Raw genomic sequence first — 15,491 nt, 5'->3', positions numbered from 1 at the left:
GAATCGCGTCTCGAAAGGATGGGGTATGAAAGAAAGACTTGGAAAGTCAAGTAAAGCGGTGAAAATATGATTCATTGCATCTTCATCCATTAGGATCGTGGATTAAATCAGATCGACTATTGAATCGTTTGTACGGGCGAATGGCCGTTCGCCCCTGCAACAAATCATCAACCTTATTTAATTCTCACGCCTCAGATTGCAATTTGTTTTTCCCATTCTTGCTCCAGCCGAGTAGTATATTGGGCGTTGACCACCGGAACGGTGTTTTGGGTCAATTCTTTTAAGGGAATGCCATACTGCGTTTCTACTTCAGAAAACTGTTGTTGTAGCTCTGGAGAAAGTTTCTGGACATCAAGCAGCGGTGGATCGCCCCAAACATCGGGCTTGAATTTCTCAAGTTGACCTTCAGGGCTGGAAAGAATATTTGCCAACACCATTGCCCCGGCGGGGTTGCTGGCATTGATGGGGATAGCGGTGAAAGACGGGTCATTCAACGATGCTCCCGGAATGGTGAAGGCTTGAGTTGTTTTTGGGAATCGCTCTGTGGCTAATCCTTCGGCAATTTGGCTAACAAAAGCAGGCATCATCCAAATTTCACCATTGGCAAACAGTTCAGCCAAGCGGGTTTGGGTCGGTGGATAGGTCTTGCCCTGACGCCACAAATAGGGTTCCAGTTCCTTTAAGTACTCAAAGGCTTTCGGCGAATGTTGCGTCCACAGGTCTTCTTTGAAGTCTGCGCCGATGTACTGTTCCACGCCACCCGTTGTTGCATACAGCGTCGTCAACAAAAAGCGACTGCCGTCAAACGCAGGCGGTGCAACATAGGCAAACCGTCCAGGGTTAGCTTTTGCCCATGCCAATAGGTCTGCATACGTGGTGGGTTGTTGGCTGACACGGGCAGTATCCATTGCCATGACGTAGTAGCTGCCGGTGTAGGGCGATTCATAGCCATCAATCGGCAACCCAAAATCAGCCAGCACGGCTGGATTATTCAGGTCATAAAACTCCAGGCTGGGTAGCTTGTCGGTAAAGGGACCCAACAGTAAATTTCCTTGCTTCATGGTGCGAAAGTTTTCGCCATTAATCCAGATCAAATCAATGCTGCCACCCTTGGTTTGTCCGGCTTGAACTTCGCCTAAAACCTTGTTGACTGCTTCAACAGTGTCATTGAGCGGCACGCGATTGAGGGTGATGTCATAGGTTTGCTTGAGGCGATCGCCCACCCAACCATCAGCAAACTTGTTGATGTTATCGCTACCACCCCACATTGCCCAGTTGACCGTCGTGCCTTTGCTAGCTGACAAAACATCATCCCAGGTCGCCGTTTTGGGATCGAATGCCGCTGTTTCAGATGTGCCAGGTGACGTCCGCGAACAATTGCTGACGAGCGTGGTCAGACAGGCTCCGGCAGACAGAATCAAGAACCGGCGACGAGGAAATTGGATAGAAAAATTAGGAGTCATGGTAGATAGAGGTTAGGGTTAGGGATTACGGGTTGAGTTTGAGGGGTATAGGGATGCAATTTATCGTGCATCTACCGGGGAAATAGCTAACAGCTAACAGCTAACAGCTAATAGCTAATGTCCGGGTCGAGTTGGGAAAACACCAGAGCGCACTCGGTGGCAGGTATGCCCAGACAGATTGACCGATAGAAAAGTCTTGGGTGGGAGGTAACCAGGCGTGCAGAGACAAGCCGCATTCCGTGGCTAAGGTCAGTCGGCGTTGAGTGCCGGTAAAGCGGTTGCTACAGATGGTCGCCGGAATGACGTTTACCCAGGGGGTTGATTCGGTCAAGACTTGAATGTGTTCGGGGCGAATGGTGACTTGCACGGAACCTTGATGAAACTGTTCACTGGTCAAGCTCAAGCCAGAGGCTAGTTTGAGTTGCTGGTGATGGGCGTGGGCAGCAAAGAAGTTGATGCCACCAAAAAAGCGAGCAGTAGCTTCATCACAGGGGTGTTGGTATAGCTGTTCAGGAGAATCCACCTGGCGTAATCGTCCATCAAACATTAGCGCAATACGTTTTGACATCACAACGGCTTCTGCCTGGTCGTGGGTCACGATCATTAATGTCACACCTGTATGGGCTTGCAAGGTTAAGATTAACTCTTGCATTTCTTCTCTAAGATTGGCATCCAGTGCAGATAACGGTTCGTCTAATAAAAGTAATTTGGGCTGAATTACTAACGCTCTGGCTAATGCAACTCGTTGCGCCTGTCCGCCTGACAATTCAGACGGCTTACGATGCGCAAAATCATGGAGCTGAACCTGGTTCAACATGGCGATCGCTTTTTCATCTCGCACGGCACGATTAACGCCACGCATTTTTAAGCCAAACGCAACGTTTTCGCCCACCGTTAGATGGGGAAAAAGCAAGCCTTTTTGTAAGACTAAGGCAATATCTCGTTTTTCTGGTGGCACTCGATGTAGCGATCGCCCTTGCAGGTCAATGCTCCCTCGATCAGGGCGCAACACTCCAGCAATTAACTGTAGCGTGGTGGATTTACCACATCCTGATGGACCCAACAACGAGACAATTTCGCCAGCTTCAACTTGAAGCCATAGATCGTTAACTGCTGGCACTCTCCCAAACGTTTTTGTTAAATTTTGCAATACCAGTTGACTCATTCGCCGATTAGACTCTCCTCTTCACACCTTTCCCAACCCTCCCAATGTCGCATCATGTTGTAAGGCTTGACTTGCCAACAGCAAGAAGATGAATGCTGGAAAAACAGAGGCGATCGCCACTGCTGCCGTCAAGCCGTTGTTGCCGCCCTGGAGTAAGGTAAACAATACCATTGGTAGGGTAAAGACGCGACCCGAACCGACAAAAAACGTTAATAAAAACTCATTCCAGGAGATTAAGAAAGCAAACAATGCACCGACGACGACGCCTGGAAAGATGAGAGGTAACGTGACCTGGTGTAGAACTTGTAACGGTGAAGCCCCGAGCGATCGCGCTTGCGTTTCGTAGTTCACATCAAAATTCGCAAAGACGCTACTGAGAACCAGGGTCATGTAGGGAATCGTGGGCATGAGATGGACTAAAATCACTCCCGCCAGCGTACCATTCAACCCCAGCCGAATCAAAAGAAACTGGATGCCCATCAACGTTGCTAACGGCGAGACAATAATGGGCATTAAAATCAGCATCTTCAGACAACTTTTGCCAGGAAACTCCATCAACCCCATCGCTCGTCCCGCCGGCAATCCGACCAACAAGGCTAACCCGGTTGTCGTTAGAGCGATCGCCAAACTCTGCGTAAATCCTTCCCCAACTCTTGACGTGGTCGAAAACACTGCCGCCCAGTTTTCGAGCGTCCACTGGTGCGGTAGCAACTGAGGAAAATACCAACCCGTCGCCACCGACCAAATCAATAAGGGAAGAAAAGGTAAAAATAAGACCACCCCGATCAAAATCAGCAAGGCATGACGCATCACGGTGGGTCTCCTGCTGTTGCTGCCAGTTTTGCCGCAGCCGTAGGATGCTGACGAGTTCCCGTGCCCAACCAGAGATAGGCGGCAATTAATAGGGTTGAGATCAACGATAAAAGTAAGCCCAGTGCGATCGCCTCCGTGCGTTGATTCAAATCGACATCAGTAAAGGCACGATAGACCAATACGGGCAGGGTGCGGGGGTAGGTTGACCCCAGGAGAAACGGTACTTCAAATGACCCAAAAATAAACCCAAAAACAATCAAGCTAGCGGATAAAATACCGGGTTTTAACAGTGGCAATGTCACATGGTAAAAACATTGCCAGGGATTTGCCCCCAGCACCCGCGCTTGAGTTTCATAGTCTTGTCCAATTCCCCGCAAAACCGCCAGCAAAATCAGGGTGATAAATGGAATTTCCTTCCATAAAAAATGAATCAGTACTCCCACATTCGCAGCATCATTAACCAATAGTGGAAACCCTTGATCGGACTGAATCCAGCCCAAATTAAATAGCACTCTAGAAATTAGACCACTGGGCGACATCAATGCCAAAATGCCGACAACTCCGACCAAGTGGGGAATGGGTAAGGTAATCTGACAGGCAAAACTTGCCCACCGGCTCACCGATCGCAGCAGCACCGCTAACCCGACGCTGGCAATAGTTGAAACAGCCGTAGCAGCGATCGCAATATAGAGGCTTAAGCCCAATGACTGCCAAAATTCTGGATCACTCAATGCCCGTTGATACGCGACCCAGGTCAGGTCTCCAGATCCTGTTAAGGTCAGCACCCCTAGACTTTGCAACACTGCCAGAGCCAACCCACCCCCAAACAAAATTCCAACAACGCTCAGGGCAGGTAATAGCAGTAAATACGCCTGCCATTGACTTAATGCAGCGTCAAGGGGAAAGCGAATCTGGATAGGTTGGGGAGCTTTGCGGACTGGCTGAATCATGCGTTCAAGTTAATGGGTTTAGCCGTGTATCAGATGAGTTTTTGCTGAGAACCCATTGAATTCTACCTAAGATTCTTGGGTTTAAGCGAGGAGATGAAGGGGGTATTGCCCACTTCGCGGGGGTTCACCCCCACCTATAACAGCCACAGGGCTGGCTAGGACAGGGGCGCGGGGGCTGCGCCCCCGGACAGGGGTTCCACCCCTGCACCCCATCCTGATGAATCCCTCGACGGCTATAGCAGTGTGCAAGTTCGTTAAGTACAGAAACGGTGTTGTGGGGCGCGGAGCGCCCCACAACACCGTACTGAATTAACCTGCACAGCGCTATATACCAATTTTTGATGAAGACGTGCCAAATCTATGATCCCCCATAGTCCCCCTCGGTCAGAGGACGGCGATCGGCGGGGGTTGAATCAGACGCCGCGTCACATTCAATCGGCATCAATCAAAAACCCTACGTCACCCAATGTCCGGGCAGCGTAGGGTTTGAAGGTGGGATTGCGATCGCGCTAAGCGCGGCTACTGAATTTAGAACCCCTGGGTAGAATCTAACCAGACGGCACAGCCATCAGGGTGAGAACAGTTGGGCATTGTCACTTGCAGATAAAAGGTACCTTCATAGGGTGCATAGATGTGAGGATTGGCGTCGAGTTCAACGTCTTGTACCACAACTTGACCATTGACATCGTAGAGGATCAGGTCAAGGTCGTAGCAATCTTCATCACACCAGCCATAAATCTCTTCCCCGGCAAAGAAATAACCTTCGACCGTTTCATCACCTCCGTTGCCGAGCCACAAGTTACGACTTTGGGCATTGGCGATCGATGCGGTTCCAATGAGGGTCGTAGATGCAACACTGGCGATTAACACTACAGACTGAAGCGCTTGACGAATATTCATACGGAACTCCTAATGGATCAGGGAAATCATGCTATTACTTAGAGTTCCCTCCGTAACCGTTTAAGACTCAGAGGTAACAATATTTACAGATTCAGCAGGATTTCTATCCTTTCCGCACGACGATAGCGCTCTGTATGCAGAACTTAAACTAATGGGATGCAAAGCGGCGCGTCGCGCCGTTTTGCATCCCCTGATTCACTGTGCGGGTTGACGGCGAAATGGCTAAAAGCGGCGTCGCTGAATAGACGTATAAATTTGCCTCCCCAACCCCCAATTTTGGAGGAGCCGGATTGCTCAACGTCCTCCAGAATTGTGAGATTTAGAGGGGCTACTCACGTTGCCATTGCTCACCGTTCGTCTCTGTATTCAGCAACGCCCTAAAAGCTGTTGGATCACGTTTGCCAGGTGTTTGAGCTTAAACGGTTTGGTGAAATAGTGACTGGCTCCTGCGGCTAAGTATTTTTCGCGATCGCCTTCTATCACCACTTCCGTGAGCGCAATGATGGGGATAGGGGGCAGTGTGGGAAACCCTTCGCCATCTAGGTTGGGGAGATGACGGATTTGCCGAATTGCCTCCAGTCCATCCATATCGCTGAGTTGAATCGCCATCAAGATTACGTCTGGATGGTGAGTGCGAGTGAACGCGATCGCCTCTTCTCCATTCGCTGCTACCACGATGCGATAGCTCTTTGCCTTCAGGTAATTGGTCAGAGTAAAAATATGGGCTGGATTAGCGTCTACTAACAAAATCAGCGGGTTCGATACGGCGTCGCGGCGGGAAACGGGTGTGGATAGAGAGGAGAGTGGGGAGCGGATGGCTGCCTCGGTTGCAGGGGCTGGGCTGATTGATTCGGGAGATGGCGCGGTAGTGCCCACGGGTAAATCTACCGTAAAGCGACTGCCCACTCCGACAATGCTGCTAACCCCAACCTTACCGCCGTGCAGTTCGACAATTTGTTTAACGATCGCCAGCCCCAACCCAGTGCCTTCATATTGGCGGTTTAAGCCGCTATCGATTTGAACGAATGGCTGAAACAACTGGGTCAGATGTTCTGGGGCAATGCCGATGCCCGTATCGCTGACCGAAATGCGAACCCAACGTCCTGGCTGGAGTTGTTCTGGCTGCGCCTGAGACTTGCCGGATGTCGGTTGAATTAGTTTAACGTCGAGGGTAATCTGTCCCTCATTGGGCGTAAATTTGATGGCATTGTTGAGCAGATTGATCAACACCTGTTGGATGCGCCGTTCATCCAGCCATACCCTGGGAAGATCGGGTGAAATTTTGCTATCCAGCTGAATTTGTTTTTGCAAGACTTGCGGCTGGAATAAGGCAACACAAGGTTGACACAGGGAGTTGATATCCGTCGGAGTGCGGTTGAGGGTCAACTGTCCGGCAGCAATGCTACTCAAATCAAGGATGTCGTTGATCAGATTGAGTAGATGAGTGCTTCTCTGCTGGATGATGTGTAATGCATCTTGTTGTTGCTCGTTAATCGCGCCAAACACTTCATCCTGTAAGCCTTCTGTCATGCCTAAGATGGCGTTGAGCGGGGTGCGCAGTTCGTGGCTCATGGTAGCAACAAACTCATCTTTCAGCCGATTGGCACGCGCCAGTTCCAGGTTAGACCGGGCGAGCTGGGTGTTACTGGCTTGCAGCTTTGCTTCGGCTTGCTTGCGTTCGGCTTCAAACCGTGCCCGTTCACTAATATCCTGTACGATCATTAATACTTCATCGGAGTTAATGGCAATGATACGAATTTCTTCATCCACCGTCTGATTGTGTTTGACCAGTTGATGTTCGTAAACTTGCAATTCGCCCGTTGAGAGGGCTTGTTCAATTACGTTTAATTGCCGGTGCAATAAATCGGGTGGCAGGATTTCTGAGAGATGCTGCTCGATCGGGATAAACCGTTCTGTTTGCAAAGAGGGTGGAATGTATTCGATGCAGGTGCCATCGCGTTTGACTCGCAGAAGTAAGTCGGGAATGGCTTCGATAATGGCGCGATTATGGGCTTCACTGGCTTGTAAAGCCGCTGTACGTTCTTCGACCTTGGCTTCTAACGCTTGATTTAATTCGGCTAGGGCAAATTCGGCTCGCTTGCGATCGCTAATATTTTGCGACTGCGCTATTAAATAAAGGGGTTGCTGCTGATCATCTCGAACCAGGGCAACCGTCAGATCCACCCAGATGAGATCGCCATTTTTGTGCCAATAGCGCTTTTCGATATTGAATGAGTGAATCTCGCCCTGTAATAGTTTTTGGGTGAGATCCAAATCTTCCGGTAGATCGTCGGTATAGGTAATGTCGTGAAACGTCAGAGACAACAACTCAGGAACAGAGTAGCCCAGAATTTGACAGAAGGCAGGGTTGACTTCTAAAAAATGTCCGTCGGGCGATGTGATCGATATCCCAGTGGCAGCGGTTTCAAAGGCAGTTCTAAAGAGAACTTCAGCCGTAGCTAATTCGCGGGTTCGTTGGTCTACCCGCCGTTCCAGAGACGCGTTGAGCGATTGCAGTGTTTGGTAAAGTTCGGCTTGTTCATGTTGCGATCGCCGGAGCGTGTCATTTAATTCAACGAACCGGAGCGCCCCAGTGACACAGCACCGCAGCGAAAAGGCAGTGATATCACGCTTTACCAGATAGTCGATTGCGCCCAGTTTCATCGCCTGTACAGCAACCCGTTCGTCGCCCTGCCCAGTTAATACAATAGCGGGTTGCTTCGCGTCTGTGCCATCTTGCCCCATGGCTGCCAGGAGTTCCAGGCCCTCCCCATCGGGCAGCAGGTAGTCGATCAACACGATATCCGGCTGCTGCGATCGCCATAGGTCTAACCCTTGCTCCAGCGTTTCTGCTTCGAGAATGTGATAGGGAGTGTCTTCGTCTGATTGCAGATAGCGAATATAGGTCGTGCGATCGCTCTCCGAATCATCCACAATCAACACACAGGGAGCAGATTCAAACGGCTGAGGCAGATTAGAGCTAAAAGCTGAATTTGTCATGAATGGGTAAAACGTTCACATGAAACCAGTATTGAAATAGTGTCTGTAACGTTTCTTGCATTGCCTTAACCCCCATAGGCTTGAGCAGATAACTATTTGCACCATAGTGATAACAAGTTTCAATATCGCGGGGGCTATTGGAGGTCGTGAGTACAATAATAGGCAAAATCTCAAGTCCGGGATTATGCTTTATTTGATAAATAATGTCGCGCCCATCGGTGCCAGGAAGATTGAGGTCAAGCAACAGAACTCGGGGTAAAGGGGCTTGCAGGTCTTCATATTCCCCCTGTCGCAGCAAATAATCTAGGGCTTCATCACCATCTTGAAAGCGTAAGAAGGGATAGGGAATTTGTGTGAGATCTTCAAGATTGCGAGAGGCACGTAAAAAGGTATAAAAATCTTCATCACTATCTTCCACGATCAAAATAACGGGATGGGTCAAATCATCCCAGGGCGATTCCAGAAGGGTATGCATACGAGGTTGCTAAAAACTAAGCAGTAGATCAACAGGGACGAGGGTGCCTCAGCTTGCCTTAAAACCTAGTGCCAGCAGAGGAAATACTAAATTTTGTAACGTGGGGGTTAGAGGCTGCGCTCCCAAGAATGGGTTTTACCTCCTCTACCCCATTCAAAACTTTTAGCTTGGTGTATTGGTGCGCCAGTCTGATAAAAAGTCTCGCTCCCAATCAAAAGGACTATGGGTGAATGTCACTGAAATAAGCAAAACTAGCCCCCTAAATCCCCCAAATCTGGGAGACTTCCGATCCGGCTCCCCCAGATTTGGGGGTTGGGGGGCAGTTCGGATAGTTAAGTCAGTGCCATTTGACTATGGGTGAAGACACTCCGCAAAGCATTTCATAAGTCACCTGTCCTAAGGATCACAAATTAATTAAAACCCGGACGTTTATTTTTGGAAGCGCGGCTCCGCCGCGCTTCCAAAAATAAATCTTCGGTTTTATTAAATCCACGATCCTAACTCAATGACATAAAGCTATGGAATGATATTTTTTGCAGAGGCGAAGCCTCTGCAAAAAATATTCTGGGGTTAAGGGCTTGTTGATCAGGAGGGATTGACAGCAGTTTCTGATGAACTACCAGGTAACGTCAAGAGAAATGTAGATCCTTGTCCGTAAACTGACTCAACTTTGATCGTACCGCCATGGCGCTCGATGATCTTTTTCGTGATTGTTAAGCCTGCTCCGTTGCCACCCCCATACTTTCCGACGGCATGTAACCGTTTGAAAATACGGAAAATTGACTCTAGATGCTTTTCACGGATGCCGATGCCATTATCTTTAATGTAAATGGTTACTTTTTCATCTGTGCGATCGCTGGAATTGTAGCACCCGATCTCTACCCACTTTTCAGTGTGATCATTGTACTTAAAGGCATTGGAGATCAGGTTAATGAAAATTTCTTCGACCAAAACGCGATCGCCCAAAATTGTAGGCAACGGCTGGGGAATGCGGATCTCGCAGCCAACCCACTGAGGGTTGATACGAAATACTTCCGTGGCATCGTGTAATAGGGAATTAAGGTCGATCGGGCGCATTTGCAACTCCTGCCGACCTAACCGAGAAAACTTGAGCAACGACTCAATCAACGACTCCATACGTTGCGACAGTCGCACCAACGTATTTAACTTTTCGGCTCCGTCTTCCCGCAAAATCTCCCCATAATCTTCCAGTAAGAAAGTGGCGTAGTTGTGGATGCCGCGCAGGGGTTCTTTAAGATCGTGGGACGCAATATAAGCAAATGCATCGAGTTCACTATTACTGCGTTCTAGCTCCAGATTGATCGTAGCGAGTTCACTGGCTTGCCGCAGCACAATATCAATGATTGCCTGACGTAACTCGATCGCCCCTTCCGTTTCACAGGACAGCCAGGGAGCAGATTTAAACCGCACCAATTCTTGCCAAGCCTCAAACGACCGACGTGGAAAAATTGTCAGACTGCCGTCAGCTTCTACTCGTCTTGGTTTGACCGGGTTGCCTGCCCACGTCACGGTCTGCAAAAACTCAGGTCGAAACCAGAGAATATAGCGTTGGTTAATTTTAGAAATTGCCAGTGCCAACACGCCACTGGCGACCTCTTTGTAGGCATGGGCGGGTGGATAGCGCAGGGGGAGCGAATCGGTGACAAATAGATCTTGCTCAAATTGATTGGGCAACCATCCTATCAGGTTAAGAACATCCTCTTGACTCGGAGTTTCACCCATTAGCGTCAGGCGTCCGATCTTATCCTCTGTTAAAGAATCACCTTCATAGATGGCTACCCCGGTGGCACCTGTTAGTTCCATTAGCACCTCGGGCATGGCATTGAAGATGTCTAAGTAATGATTGGTCTTTGCCAGATGCTCGATCAGGTGCCCTTGAATCGATTTGAGATGCAGCTTGTAATCTAGATTTTCATTACCTTCTTTGGCGACGAGTTCGGTAGACATGAGTTGCCCCAAAAACTCGCAGATCGTGCGGATTTCATAGGGCACAAATTTGGGTGTGTTGTGATGGCACGCAATTAACCCCCATAGGTGTTGCTGTTGCATCAGCGAGACAGACATAGAGGCAGCTACCTCCATATTTTTCAGGTACTCGATGTGAATCGGAGACACACTGCGTAAGCCGCAATAGCTCATATCTAGAGGAGTATGATTGAATGCGCCGGTAGTAGTGCGGCAACGTGCGGATTCGGCAACACTGCCTGCTTCAGACTCGGCAACATCTGGGTCAGGGGGTGCAGACGGTGCTCCAGAATCCGACTCAAAGGGCGATTCAGCCGAGGATTCAATAGAGGATTCAGCCGAGGATTCAATAGGGGATTCAGTCAGGGATTCAATAGAGGATTCAGCCGAGGATCCGATAGGGGATTCAGCAGGTAATTCAGTCGGTAACTCAGTGGGCAATTCAGTGGGTAGGGGATGGCGAGTCAGTAAGCCCTGCGGTTGGTAATTGACGTCGGGAATCAGGCGTAGCCAGTTGAGACTGTAGAGATGCTTTGCTTGTTTAGGAATATCAGAATCAGGATAGTGCATTCCCAAAAACGTTTCGAGCTCGGGTTGCTTATCTTCGGCGATCACAGCACCGTTTCCCTGATCGTCAAATCGGTAGATCATGACCCGATCAAATCCGGTGATGCGTCGGATATCTTTGACGATCAGGTTACACAAGTCTGTCAGCGTTGTGGTCATCTGAATTTTGGTCAGCGTGCCTTTGATCTGGCGATAAAACTGGAAAAAGTCACTTTCGGCAGTCGGTTCCAACGGTTCTAGTTCCAGCACGATTTCGCCGCTGATCGCCCGGTGGACAATGCCATTAAACGACTGGGTAACACCCGTTTCTGTGGGGATGGAGAGGCGTAAAGGATTGACGTGTTCGAAAGAGCGATCGAGGCAGGCAATGATGGCGTCTAAACACGAGCGATCGCACAATTCTGTAAAGGGATAATTGAGTAAGTTTTCCGGAGTAATGCCCAAGATGTCGCTGGCATTTTCGCTCACCTGGGTAATGCAAAAATCCGGTTCCGACAGCACAAGTAATAACCCATGAGGCTGAATCGAACCAGGAATGTGGATGGGTTCGCGATCGCAATTGGTTAAATTGACGGGTTCAGCGAGATTATATGAATCCTCAATTGCCCACGTGGAAAGCTGACTCATGCGCTCGAATCCTTACTGTTGATAAAAGTCTGAATCATCTCTGTCAGATGCTTAAGTTTGACAGGTTTGCTGACATATTCGTTAGCCCCTGCTTTTAGACACTGTTCGTGATCACCTGCCATCGCTAATGCTGTCACGGCAATAATAGGAGTATTTAGAAATTGGCGATCGCGACGGATTTGTTCGATGGCTTCTATGCCATTTACTTTTGGCATTTGGATATCCATCAAAATTAAATCGGGATGATGGGTCTGCGTCAACTCAATTGCCTCTTGTCCATCTTTGGCGATCAAGATGCGATATCCTTTGGCCCTGAGATAGCTAGAGATAGTATTAATATTGGCTTCATTATCTTCGGCTAACAAAATCAAAGGTTGTTGGGCGATCGCGGTAGGCAGGGGCGTAGCTGTTTGAGGGAACGCCACGGTGGGATCAAACCTGGAAAAGAGTGTCGTTCTGTTTGGCATCAGCGGCGAGGTAGGTAACTGGGTCGATGGATCATAGGAATAAGGCAAACGCACCGTAAAACAACTGCCTCTATCCAATTCGCTCATCACACTCACAGAGCCACCATGCAACTCCACAATTTGCCTGACCAACATCAAGCCCAGTCCTGTACCTTCGTACTTGCGACTGAGACTACTATCGATTTGAACAAACGGTTGAAAGAGTTTACTTTGATCTGCTTCAGCAATGCCAATCCCTGTGTCTATCACAGAAAACAAAATCCAAGCATGAACGGGATGCGGCTCTAGTGGCTGACCTGCTGCCATTGCCGATCCCGATTGGTTCAAAGTTTCTTCAGAAACATGGCACTCATCTGACGCGGCATGTCCGAAGTCGGCGGCTTGGTCGTTGATCCCCGCTGCCTCATCCCCTCGATCCACGGTTCCGCTCTCGCTTCCCAGCACTTGACAACTAACGTTCAGCGTTACCTGCCCCCCCACGGGAGTAAATTTGACGGCATTACTCAACAAGTTAATCAAAACCTGCCGCATCCGGCGTTCATCTACACAGATCTCGCCCACATCCCCTTCCAGGTTGCTATAGAGTTGAATCTGTTTCTGGAACGCCTGCTGTTTGACCATTGCCAGACTGGAATTGCAGAGGTGGGAGATGGACACCGAACTAAGGGACAGTTCCAGTTTTCCGGCGGCTATTTTGGAGACTTCCAAAATGTCGTTGATCAGTTCTAGCAAGTGCCGACCGCTGCGTTCGATCGTCGCAATGGCTTGGATCTGTCGCTCATTGACTGCCCCAAATACCCTGTCTTGTAAGCCTTCTGCCATGCCTAAGATGGCGTTGAGGGGGGTGCGCAGTTCGTGACTCATGTTTGCCAAAAACTCATCTTTGAGGCGGGTGGCACGACTGAGTTCGGCGTTGGCGTAGGTAAGTTGCTGATGGCTTTCTTGCAATTGGGCATACAGTTCTGATTGTTGAATGGCGATCGCCAACTGGCTAGAGAGTTGTTGCAACAGTTCGATTTCCCAGGTTTGCCACTGGCGCGGCGCATCGCATTGATGGGCAACCAGCAACCCCCAAAGGTTGTTTTGTTCGATAATCGGCGCGACCAGCTTGGCTCTGACCTGAATATTTTTGAGAAAGTCAGCAAAGCAAAAGACCATCGACTCGGTTTCGCGATCGTTGAGGGCAACAATCCGCCCTTGCAAATAGCGCTGATGAACTTCAGGTGGAAAGATGTCTTTAGGAAACGCGCTATTGATAATGGCAGGGTAGTCATCGGCAACGGATTCAGCCGTCACCACCCCCGTCAAATCAGGAAAAAATCGATAGATTAAAACTCGATCGACCTGCAACACCTGCTGCACTTCCTCAACCGTGGTGTTGAGAATATCGTCTAGATTGAGCGATGCCCGAATGCGTTGGCTGATGGCACTGACCAGATGTTCGCGATCGGCTTGTTGTTGCAATTTCACTTCGGCTTGTTTGCGATCGCTAATATCGCGCACAAAAAAGACGGCTTCATCATGACCGCAGGGGGCAACCCGGACTTCTTCATAACGCAGCGTACCGTCGATCCAAACTTCCTGCTCATAACTTTGTACCGTTTGCGTGGCAAGGGCACGTTGTAGGGCACCATATTTGGTTTCTGCATGACTGATCCCCAGATCCGATGGCAGTGCTTCATAAATACTTTTGCCAATCACAAGCTGTGGATCGAAGAGATTTTGACCCTGAGGAGAAATCATAAAATCGACATAGTGACCGTTGCGATCGACACGAAATACCAGATCCGGCAATGCCAACAGAGTGGCACGGGCGCGTTCTTCGCTCAGTTGCAAAGCTTCTTGCATGGCTTTGCGATCGCTAATATCCATCGCAATACCAAATAGGCGGGTGACCTCTCCAAGCTCATTGCGACTGATTTCTGCTTTGGCAAAAATATAGCCCAAAGACCCATCGGCTCGAATAATCTGGAGGTCGGTGGTATAGGTTTCTCCATATTGAATTGCCCGATCGATCAACTGCTTAAAGCGCACCTGTTCAGATGGCGGAAAATAGTGCAGCAGTTGTTCGTAAGACGGTTCTGGGCTAGTGGGATCTAGACCAAAAATATTGAAGATTTCGGCAGACCAGGTGATGTCTCGGGTGAGAACATCCAGTTCCCAACTCCCCAGACGCGCCACCTGTTGCGCTTCACGCAAACGTGCTTCGCTGTGCTGCAAGGCAGCCGTTCGCTGCTGCACGCGATGTTCGAGCACATGATTGAGTTGTTGAAGGGTGGCTTCAAATTGTTTGCGATCGGTAATATCCAGATGGGTACCAATCATCCTCAAAGGGTTGCCTGCGTCATCCCACTCGACAACTTTGCCCCGTGCTAACACCCAAATCCAGGTTCCTAGCTTATGACGCATGCGCAATTCGCATTCATAAATCTGGGTTTCGTGGCGAAAATGTTGCTCTAACAGCAGGGTTGCTTTTTGTAAATCTTGCGGATGAGTATTGCTTCTCCAGGTTTCGACGGTAATTGGGGCAAGCTCTAGCAGGGTGTAGCCAATAATACTTGCCCAGCGTTCATTCAGCGTTAACGACCCCGACTCAATTGACCAGTCCCATAAGCCAATGCCCGATCCTTCGATGGCTAGTTGTAAGCGCTCTTTGATGCGATCGAGTTCTAAGGCGGCTTGTTTGTGCTCTGCTCGGAGTTTTGCATCCCGTACCTCTCGCCGTACGGCTTCTGGCAATCGCACCAGATTATCTTTCATCAAGTAATCATGGGCACCGGCTTTCATCATTTCAACGGCAGAGGTTTCACCAATAGTGCCTGAAACTACAATAAAAGGAAGGTCGGGCTGAAGTTGTTTGACAATCGCCAATGCCCCAGGGGCATCAAAACCCGGTAAGCGATAATCTGAAATGATCACGTCCCAGGTATAGTTCATCAGGGCTGCGTGAAGGGTTGCAGCTGTTTGTACCCGTTGCCAGGTCAGTTCAAAGCCATCGCGACGAAGTTCTCGCAAGATTAACTTGGCATCTTCCTCCAGGTCTTCAATCAGTAGGATATTGAGAGGTTCACGCATAGG

9 protein-coding genes are annotated in these 15,491 nt (G+C 49.3%); all 9 read right to left on the bottom strand.

All coding sequences use genetic code 11. From position 1 onward, the window contains the following. Positions 1 to 191 precede the first annotated feature (191 nt). Positions 192 to 1,463, bottom strand: coding sequence for an ABC transporter substrate-binding protein (locus ACR6Z4_RS01620; protein ID WP_479715466.1), 1,272 nt, complete (start codon positions 1,461 to 1,463; stop codon positions 192 to 194). A 100-nt stretch (positions 1,464 to 1,563) separates the two neighbouring features. Further along, complete coding sequence (locus ACR6Z4_RS01615) at positions 1,564 to 2,628, bottom strand: ABC transporter ATP-binding protein (RefSeq protein ID WP_479715465.1); 1,065 nt, start codon at positions 2,626 to 2,628, stop codon at positions 1,564 to 1,566. Positions 2,629 to 2,649: 21 nt separating this feature from the next. Beyond that, a complete protein-coding gene (locus ACR6Z4_RS01610) occupies positions 2,650 to 3,438 on the bottom strand; it encodes an ABC transporter permease (protein WP_479715718.1) in 789 nt (262 codons plus the stop codon). Beyond that, on the bottom strand, positions 3,438 to 4,391 hold the full coding sequence (locus ACR6Z4_RS01605) for an ABC transporter permease (protein ID WP_479715464.1): 954 nt from the start codon (positions 4,389 to 4,391) through the stop codon (positions 3,438 to 3,440). Before ACR6Z4_RS01605 ends, ACR6Z4_RS01610 begins: the two co-directional genes overlap by 1 nt. A 528-nt stretch (positions 4,392 to 4,919) precedes the next feature. Then, on the bottom strand, positions 4,920 to 5,291 hold the full coding sequence (locus tag ACR6Z4_RS01600) for a hypothetical protein (protein ID WP_479715463.1): 372 nt from the start codon (positions 5,289 to 5,291) through the stop codon (positions 4,920 to 4,922). 366 nt (positions 5,292 to 5,657) lie between these two features. Next, positions 5,658 to 8,291 carry a response regulator gene (locus tag ACR6Z4_RS01595; protein ID WP_479715462.1) on the bottom strand — a complete coding sequence of 878 codons (2,634 nt, stop codon included), beginning with the start codon at positions 8,289 to 8,291 and terminating at the stop codon, positions 5,658 to 5,660. After that, the gene (locus ACR6Z4_RS01590) at positions 8,272 to 8,766 is read right to left on the bottom strand and encodes a response regulator (protein ID WP_479715461.1); all 495 of its coding nucleotides are present in this window, start codon (positions 8,764 to 8,766) and stop codon (positions 8,272 to 8,274) included. The genes ACR6Z4_RS01595 and ACR6Z4_RS01590 overlap by 20 nt, the downstream gene beginning before the upstream one ends. A gap of 585 nt (positions 8,767 to 9,351) precedes the next feature. Further along, positions 9,352 to 11,946, bottom strand: a complete 2,595-nt coding sequence (locus tag ACR6Z4_RS01585; protein ID WP_479715460.1) for an ATP-binding protein — start codon at positions 11,944 to 11,946, stop codon at positions 9,352 to 9,354. Beyond that, positions 11,943 to 15,488 carry a response regulator gene (locus ACR6Z4_RS01580; protein ID WP_479715459.1) on the bottom strand — a complete coding sequence of 1,182 codons (3,546 nt, stop codon included), beginning with the start codon at positions 15,486 to 15,488 and terminating at the stop codon, positions 11,943 to 11,945. Before ACR6Z4_RS01580 ends, ACR6Z4_RS01585 begins: the two co-directional genes overlap by 4 nt. Positions 15,489 to 15,491: the final 3 nt, after the last annotated feature.

The organism is Calyptranema fuscum S582, assembly GCF_055793305.1.
The sequence above is the reverse complement of the archived record's forward strand: the minus strand, read 5'-3'. Positions and strand labels throughout refer to the sequence as shown.

Coding starts and splice junctions, on each gene's coding strand:
- ACR6Z4_RS01620 (WP_479715466.1), bottom strand. CDS start 1,463: ATGACTCCTAATTTTTCTATCCAATTTCCTCGTCGCCGGTTCTTGATT.
- ACR6Z4_RS01615 (WP_479715465.1), bottom strand. CDS start 2,628: ATGAGTCAACTGGTATTGCAAAATTTAACAAAAACGTTTGGGAGAGTG.
- ACR6Z4_RS01610 (WP_479715718.1), bottom strand. CDS start 3,438: ATGCGTCATGCCTTGCTGATTTTGATCGGGGTGGTCTTATTTTTACCT.
- ACR6Z4_RS01605 (WP_479715464.1), bottom strand. CDS start 4,391: ATGATTCAGCCAGTCCGCAAAGCTCCCCAACCTATCCAGATTCGCTTT.
- ACR6Z4_RS01600 (WP_479715463.1), bottom strand. CDS start 5,291: ATGAATATTCGTCAAGCGCTTCAGTCTGTAGTGTTAATCGCCAGTGTT.
- ACR6Z4_RS01595 (WP_479715462.1), bottom strand. CDS start 8,291: ATGACAAATTCAGCTTTTAGCTCTAATCTGCCTCAGCCGTTTGAATCT.
- ACR6Z4_RS01590 (WP_479715461.1), bottom strand. CDS start 8,766: ATGCATACCCTTCTGGAATCGCCCTGGGATGATTTGACCCATCCCGTT.
- ACR6Z4_RS01585 (WP_479715460.1), bottom strand. CDS start 11,946: ATGAGTCAGCTTTCCACGTGGGCAATTGAGGATTCATATAATCTCGCT.
- ACR6Z4_RS01580 (WP_479715459.1), bottom strand. CDS start 15,488: ATGCGTGAACCTCTCAATATCCTACTGATTGAAGACCTGGAGGAAGAT.